Origin of the sequence: Pseudomonas sp. TWI923, assembly GCF_039673365.1 — a bacterium.
GTDB classification, from domain to species: domain Bacteria; phylum Pseudomonadota; class Gammaproteobacteria; order Pseudomonadales; family Pseudomonadaceae; genus Aquipseudomonas; species Aquipseudomonas sichuanensis.
The window spans coordinates 1-6,976 of sequence record NZ_JBDJLM010000132.1 but is presented as its reverse complement, the minus strand read 5'-3'; the positions used below and the strand labels follow the sequence as shown (position 1 = coordinate 6,976).

At 63.7% G+C, this 6,976-nt stretch carries 5 protein-coding genes; 2 read left to right on the top strand and 3 right to left on the bottom strand.

Going from position 1 to position 6,976, the window contains the following annotated elements:
- The first annotated feature begins 101 nt into the window (after nucleotides 1-101).
- Entirely contained in the window at nucleotides 102-1,586 is a 1,485-nt protein-coding gene (gene prpD, locus ABE459_RS25280) for a 2-methylcitrate dehydratase (protein ID WP_258706149.1), read from the top strand.
- 172 nt (nucleotides 1,587-1,758) lie between these two features.
- Here the strand turns inward: prpD and acnB are convergent, their stop codons facing one another.
- Nucleotides 1,759-4,368: a bifunctional aconitate hydratase 2/2-methylisocitrate dehydratase gene (gene acnB, locus ABE459_RS25275; protein ID WP_125466170.1), complete on the bottom strand. Its 2,610-nt coding sequence runs from the start codon at nucleotides 4,366-4,368 to the stop codon at nucleotides 1,759-1,761.
- A 406-nt stretch (nucleotides 4,369-4,774) separates the two neighbouring features.
- Between acnB and ABE459_RS25270 the strand changes: the two genes are divergently transcribed.
- The gene (locus ABE459_RS25270; protein WP_125463496.1) at nucleotides 4,775-5,254 is read left to right on the top strand and encodes a DUF1289 domain-containing protein; all 480 of its coding nucleotides are present in this window, start codon (nucleotides 4,775-4,777) and stop codon (nucleotides 5,252-5,254) included.
- A 129-nt stretch (nucleotides 5,255-5,383) separates the two neighbouring features.
- Here ABE459_RS25270 and queD read toward each other — a convergent pair whose 3' ends face one another.
- Both queD and ABE459_RS25260 read right to left on the bottom strand, forming a co-directional pair.
- Nucleotides 5,384-5,740 (bottom strand): 6-carboxytetrahydropterin synthase QueD, encoded by a 357-nt coding sequence (queD, locus tag ABE459_RS25265; RefSeq protein WP_125463497.1) that lies wholly within the window; start codon nucleotides 5,738-5,740, stop codon nucleotides 5,384-5,386.
- A gap of 53 nt (nucleotides 5,741-5,793) precedes the next feature.
- Nucleotides 5,794-6,873, bottom strand: coding sequence for a patatin-like phospholipase family protein (locus tag ABE459_RS25260; RefSeq protein ID WP_323833861.1), 1,080 nt, complete (start codon nucleotides 6,871-6,873; stop codon nucleotides 5,794-5,796).
- Nucleotides 6,874-6,976 lie beyond the last annotated feature (103 nt).

Sequence of the window (6,976 nt, the reverse complement as noted above, 5' to 3'; positions counted from 1 at the left end):
TGTCGCCTTGGGGGGCCCCCCCCCACACCCACCTAACTCGGGGGGGGGGGGGGTTGCCCCCGCGATGGGCTGCAAAGCAGCTCTTTTTCAAGGAGCCACGAATGAGCGCAAACGTAGACCTCAACACCCGCCCCGACTACGACCAGGTCCTGCAGACCCTCGCCGACTACGTGCTCGGTTACCGCGTCGAATCCCCCGAAGCCCTGGATACCGCCCGCCACTGCCTGATGGACACCCTTGGCTGCGGCCTGCTGGCGCTGCGTTTCCCCGAATGCACCAAGCTGCTCGGCCCGCTGGTCGAAGGCACGGTGGTGCCCAATGGCGCCCGCGTGCCCGGCACCGCCTACCGCCTCGACCCGGTCAAAGCCGCCTGGGACATTGGCTGCATTGTCCGCTGGCTGGACTACAACGACACCTGGCTGGCCGCCGAATGGGCCCATCCCTCTGACAACCTGGGCGGCATTCTCGCGGTCACCGATCATCTGTCGCAGAAGCGCGTGGCCGGTGGCGAAGCACCGCTGACCATGCGCGAGGTACTCGAGGCCATGGTCATGGCTCACGAGATCCAGGGCGTGCTGGCGCTGGAAAACGCCTTCAACCGGGTCGGCCTGGATCATGTGCTGCTGGTCAAGGTCGCCTCGACGGCAGTGTGCGCCAAGCTGATGGGCGCCAACCGCGATCAACTGCTGTCGGCCTTGTCCCATGCCTTCGTCGATGGTCAGGCCCTGCGCACTTACCGCCATGCGCCTAACGCCGGCTCGCGCAAGTCGTGGGCGGCGGGGGATGCCTCCAGTCGGGGCGTGCGACTGGCCGATATCGCCCTGCGCGGTGAAATGGGCATTCCCGGTGTGCTCAGTGCTGCGCAGTGGGGCTTTTATGATGTTTCGTTCAGCCACAGCAACAAGGACCTGGCCCTCAAGCAAGAGGCCCAGCGCGAATTGCGCCTGCCGCAGCCGTTTGGCAGTTACGTCATGGAAAATATCCTGTTCAAGGTCAGCTTCCCCGCCGAGTTCCATGCCCAGACCGCCTGCGAGGCGGCGGTGATGCTGCATCGGCAGGTGCGCAACCGCCTGCACGAAGTCGACCGCATCGTCATCGCCACCAACGAGTCGGCGATCCGCATCATTTCCAAGGAAGGCCCGCTGGCCAACGCCGCCGATCGTGACCATTGCCTGCAATACATGACCGCAGTGCCGCTGATCTTCGGCGACCTGGTGGCTGAGCACTATGAAGACAGCTTCCACGCCGCCCACCCGAGCATCGACCGCTTGCGCGAGAAGATGGAGGTGGTCGAGGAGCCGCGCTTCAGCCGCGAGTACCTGGAGGCGGACAAGCGCTCGATCGCCAATGCCGTGCAGGTGTTCTTCAAGGACGGCACCCACACCGAGCAGGTGGTGGTGGAGTACCCGATCGGCCATCGGCGCCGGCGGGAGGAGGGGCTGCCGTTGCTGGAGGCCAAGTTCAGGGCCAACCTGGCGACGCGGTTCGTGCGTCAGCGCTGTGAGGAGATTGTGGCGTTGTGCAAGGACCAGGTGAGGCTGGAGGCCATGCCGGTGCACAGGTTTGTCGATCTGTTCGTGATTTGATGTTGCCTGCCCTGGCCTCTTCGCGGGTAAACCCGCTCCCACAGGATTGCGCAGTATTTGAGGTCTGCGCTAAACCTGTGGGAGCGGGTTTACCCGCGAAGAGGCCAGAACAAGTCAATAAAAAAGCCCCGGTATTTCTACCGGGGCTTTCTGTTACAGCCTGAAACTCAACTTACGCCTGAACCACCGGGATCTTGGCGTTGGCGGCCGCTTCGCGGAACTCGGCGATCTGGTCGAAGCTCAGGTAGCGGTAGACGTCGGCAGCCATGCTGTCGATGTCCTTGGCGTACTGCATGTACTCTTCGACGGTCGGCAGCTTGCCGATGATCGAAGCGACAGCAGCCAGCTCGGCCGATGCCAGGTACACGTTGGTGGCGTCGCCCAGACGGTTCGGGAAGTTACGGGTCGAGGTGGAGACCACGGTCGAACCGGTCTGCACACGTGCCTGGTTACCCATGCACAGCGAGCAGCCTGGCATTTCCATGCGCGCACCGGCCTTGCCGTAGATGCCGTAGTAGCCTTCTTCGGTCAGCTGGTGAGCGTCCATCTTGGTTGGCGGAGCCAGCCACAGACGGGTAGGGATACCGCCCTTGACCTTATCCAGCAGCTTGCCGGCAGCGCGGAAGTGGCCGATGTTGGTCATGCACGAACCGATGAACACTTCGTCGATCTTCTCGCCCTGTACCGAAGACAGCAGGCGGGCATCATCCGGGTCGTTCGGCGCGCAGAGCACAGGCTCTTTGACGTCGGCCAGGTCGATCTCGATGATCTCGGCGTACTCTGCGTCTTTGTCAGCCGACAGCAGCTCAGGCTTGGCCAGCCAGGCTTCCATGGCCTGGGCGCGACGCTCCAGGGTGCGGGCATCGCCGTAGCCTTCGCCGATCATCCAGCGCAGCAGGGTGATGTTGGACTGCAGGTACTCGGCAACGGCCTTCTCTGGCAGCTTGATGGTGCAGCCGGCAGCGGAACGCTCGGCCGAGGCGTCGGACAGTTCGAACGCTTGCTCGACAGTCAGTTCGTCCAGGCCTTCGATTTCCAGGATGCGGCCGGAGAAGGCGTTTTTCTTGCCCTTCTTCTCGACGGTCAGCAGGCCTTTCTGGATGGCGTAGTAAGGGATGGCATGGACCAGGTCACGCAGGGTGATGCCAGGCTGCAGCTTGCCCTTGAAGCGGACCAGAATCGACTCTGGCATGTCCAGCGGCATGACGCCGGTGGCGGCGGCGAAGGCCACCAGGCCGGAACCGGCCGGGAACGAGATGCCGATCGGGAAGCGGGTGTGCGAGTCGCCACCGGTGCCGACGGTGTCAGGCATCAGCATGCGGTTCAGCCAGCTGTGGATGATGCCGTCGCCTGGGCGCAGCGACACGCCGCCACGGGTGCGGATGAAGTCTGGCAGGGTGTGGTGGGTGGTGACGTCGATCGGCTTCGGATACGCGGCGGTGTGGCAGAACGACTGCATGACCAGGTCGGCGGAGAAGCCCAGGCACGCCAGGTCTTTCAGCTCGTCGCGGGTCATCGGGCCAGTGGTGTCCTGGGAACCGACGGTGGTCATCTTCGGCTCGCAGTAGGCACCTGGGCGCACGCCCTGGCCTTCCGGCAGACCGCAGGCACGGCCGACCATCTTCTGCGCCAGGGTGAAGCCCTTGGTCGAAGCGGCAGGTTGCTCTGGCTTCTTGAACAGGTCGGAAGCACCCAGGCCCAGTTCGGCGCGGGCTTTCTCGGTCAGGCCACGGCCGACGATCAGCGGGATACGGCCGCCAGCGCGGACTTCATCGAGCAGCACTTCGGTTTTCAGCTCGAAGCTGGTGACCAGCTCGTCGCTGCCGTTGCGGCGCACTTCGCCCTTGAACGGGTAGACGTCGATGACGTCGCCCATGGCCAGGTTGGTGCAGTCGAATTCGATCGGCAGGGCGCCGGCGTCTTCCATGGTGTTGTAGAAGATCGGGGCGATCTTGGTGCCGAAGCAGAAGCCGCCAGCGCGCTTGTTCGGAACGTACGGGATGTCGTCGCCGAAGAACCACAGCACCGAGTTGGTGGCGGATTTACGCGAGGAACCGGTACCGACCACGTCACCGACGTAGGCAACCGGGTGGCCTTTGGCCTTGACCGCTTCGATCTGGGCCAGCGGGCCGACCGAACCAGGCTGCTTGGGCTCGATGCCGTCGCGGGCCATCTTCAGCATGGCCAGGGCGTGCAGCGGGATGTCAGGGCGCGACCAGGCGTCCGGGGCAGGGGACAGGTCATCGGTGTTGGTTTCGCCAGGCACCTTGAACACGGTCAGGGTGTACTTGTCGGCAATGGCCGGACGCGAGGTGAACCACTCGCCGGCAGCCCAGGATTCCAGCACGGCCTTGGCGTGGACGTTGCCCGCCTTGGCTTTTTCGGCCACGTCGTGGAAGGCGTCGAACATCAGCAGGGTGTGCTTGAGCTGTTCGGCCGCGACGGCGCCCAGTTCGGCGTCATCCAGCAGCGCTACCAGCGTTTCGATGTTGTAGCCGCCCTGCATGGTGCCCAGCAGCTCGACAGCGCGCTTGCGGTCGAGCAGTGGCGACTTGGCTTCGCCCTTGGCGATGGCGGAGAGGAACGCGGCCTTGACGTAGGCGGCTTCGTCCACCCCTGGCGGAACGCGGTTGGTGATCAGGTCTACGAGGAAGGCTTCTTCGCCGGCCGGCGGGTTTTTCAGCAGCTCGACCAGGCCTGCGGTTTGTTCGGCGTTCAGCGGCTGGGGCACGATACCCAGAGCGGCACGCTCTTCGATGTGTTTGCGGTAGGCTTCAAGCACAGTTATTACCCTCATCAGTGGTCCCTAAAGGGAGTCCGGGACGCTCATCCAGCATTCAATGCACCCCTGCGCAGCGCCGACTTTTTGAGTCGCACCGCCAGGGTCGCAAAGAATCCTTACAGAAGCTGCTTTCAAAGTTTTACGCCTGTAGAACGGGAGGCTGATGAGGGCTGGCACGGGCATGCGAGGGGTGCATGGCCCGGGCCAACGCCGTTCTACCGGATCAACTGTGCTCGTGACGCTTTGAAAACAGCTTCCAACGGACATTGTTGCCTTGAAAAGGCGGAGTGATTCTACGGCAAAAAATGCCCGAAGGTAAGGCGGCAAAGATGACTTTAACCAGTGACCCTGGTTAGACAAAGGGCTAACATGAGCCGGTGTTCCGCCCTCAAGCTGTTGTTTTCCAATGACCAACCAGTCCATCAAGACCCCTTGCGTCGGCCTCTGCTCCACGGTATATGGAGATCTGGTATGCCGTGGCTGCAAGCGTTTCCACCACGAAGTGATCCACTGGAACGGCTACGACGACGAGCAGAAGCGCGCCGTGTGGCTGCGCCTGGAGCAACTGCTGGTGCAGGTGATGATGGCCAAGCTGGAAGTGTTCGACAAAGGCCTGCTGCGCCAGCAACTGGAGCAGCGCTCGATCCGCTTTGTCGTGCAGCAGTCGGAATATTGCTGGGCTTACCAGCTGATCGCCCGGGGCGCGCGGATGATCCGCGATCTCGAGGCGTATGGAATGGTGTTGTTGCCGGAGTTCCGCGATTGGGACTTGCCGCAACTGCGCGATGCCATCGATCGCGAGTTCTTCCTGCTGTCCGAGGCGCATTACCAGCGCTACATCGCGCCGAGTTTTCTGCGTGATGCCCTGGATCGCGGTCAGGGCTAAAGCTCTCGGGTGATGCTGCTGGCCTCTTCGCGGGTAAACCCGCTCCCACAGATGCACCACAGTCTTTGAAATCTGTGTCGAACCTGTGGGAGCGGGTTTACCCGCGAAGGGGCTGGTGAAGATTGCGGATCAGTCGCCGGTGTACTCGCAGCCGCTGGTGCAGGTCTCGTGAATACGCACTTTCGACAACTCCGGCAGCAGCGGCTTGACCTGCTCCCAGATCCACTTGGCGAGCACTTCGCTGGTGGGGTTTTCCAGGCCGGGGATGTCGTTCAGGTAGTTGTGGTCCAACTGCTCGTAGATCGGCTTGAAGATCGCCTTGATCTCGGAAAAATCGCGGATCCAGCCGGTGTGCGGATCGAGCGGGCCGGTCAGGTGCAGGCCGACCTTGAACGAGTGGCCATGCAGGCGGCCGCATTTGTGCCCGGCGGGAACGTTGGGCAGGCGGTGGGCCGATTCGAAAGTAAATTCCTTGAAGATTTCCAAGATGTCAGGACTCTGTGTGTATCAATGATGCGCGCAGTCTACCAGCATGCCCGCTACAAGGCTTGCAACCGATCCTGCAACTGCCCGGTGGCGATCAGCTCCAGCAGCTCATCCCCCAGCCGCTGGCTTTCGGTAATGGCGGTGTACCAGTAACGCTTGCGCGTCGGCGCATCGCCCATGAAGCGCTTGAAGTCGTTGCGGTTGGGCAGCTTGCCGTAGGGCAGGGCGGCCAGGTACTGCGGCGACGGGGTCATCAGCAGCACGTTCTGCAGGCGCGTGGCGTCACCCTTGCGCCACGGCAGGGCCTTGTCGAACCAGCCGGGCACCACCTTGTCGGTGAAGTGCGGGTAGAGCACCAGGTCGTCGCCCTGGTAGGGCAGGTCCAGGTGATAGTCGAGCAGGCCGCCGTCGCGGTAGGTGCCGGTGCCGGCACCGGGGATGTCGCGCACGCCCTCCATGACCATGGGGATCGAGCCCGAGGCGAGCAGGGCCTGGCGCAAGTTGGCCAGGTTCAGCGGCAGGCAGCGCGAAGGGAAGTCGGTGAGTGCGTCCAGCGGTGGCGCGGCGCGCTGGTCATGCAGAATCACTCGTTCGAAATGCCGGCCCAGGCGTGCGCGCCCCAGCAGGTTGCTGGCGATCACCGAAGACAACCCCAGGCCCAGGCGGCCACGGTGGTCGTGGGCGAGTTGGCCGTGGCTCTTCACCACCAGGATGTTCAGGCGGTAGTGCGGGTTGCCGAGAATCTGCTCGTCGCGGCCCAGCAGCAGGTCGTCGAGCATGCGCTGGCTGCTCTGGCTGATCTGCCTGGGGGTGACGCCTTTGGCAAAGTCCTGCTCGGTGTACAGCTCGCCCAGGCGACGGATGCCGGCTACCGGGTCGTCGAGGCAGGCGCTGGCGAAGCGCCAGGAACCGATCGAGGCGCCGATCAGTGCGCGCTGGCGCGGGGCGGTAGGTAGCCATTCACCGAACAGCGCCAGGTCCAGGCCCTGGATGCCCAAAGGCTTGGGCCCGCCGGCGGCGCCGGGCAGCACACCGACATCGGCCGCCTGCAGGCCGCGCTCGCGGATCTGCCGCAGGGCGCGTTGGCCGGCCTTGAAGGTCAGGGCGGGGTACTTGATGTGGATGGCGGTCATGGTGGGCCCTTTGGGTAGCGCAGGCCAGGCAGTATAAAGGCAGATGGCCCCATCGCGGGGCAAGCCCGCTCCAACGCGCAGTGACGTGGGAGCGGGCTTGCCC